Below are 246 nucleotides of genomic sequence, written 5' to 3'. Positions count from 1 at the left end.
ACCGGATTGCGCCCACGCGCGTACGCGTCGACGAGTTGATCGACCGACGACAGTGACTCGGCCACGCTGTAACCGGTTGCCGGATGGACCATTCCACCGGCCGCCCCGAACCGCAGCGGACCCGCAGATGCCCAGGGCAACCCGGAACTGTCCGACAGTGCGAAACGGACGGTCTCCGTCTGTGACGGTTCGAGGGACCGCGGATCGATGTCGAACCCGGCCAGCCGCTTGCCGAGCCGCTCCCGG

Annotated in this window: 1 protein-coding gene; it reads right to left on the bottom strand. The window is 68.3% G+C overall.

The genetic code is table 11. The features are described from left to right. Positions 1–209, bottom strand: a 209-nt coding sequence (locus SB717_RS38525) for a lycopene cyclase family protein (RefSeq protein ID WP_410908492.1), incomplete at its 3' end; no start/stop codon positions are given. Positions 210–246: the final 37 nt, after the last annotated feature.

Origin of the sequence: Priestia sp. SIMBA_032, from assembly GCF_046535215.1 — a bacterium.
GTDB classification, from domain to species: Bacteria; Bacillota; Bacilli; order Bacillales; family Bacillaceae_H; genus Priestia; species Priestia aryabhattai.
The sequence above is the reverse complement of the archived record's forward strand: the minus strand, read 5'-3'. Positions and strand labels throughout refer to the sequence as shown.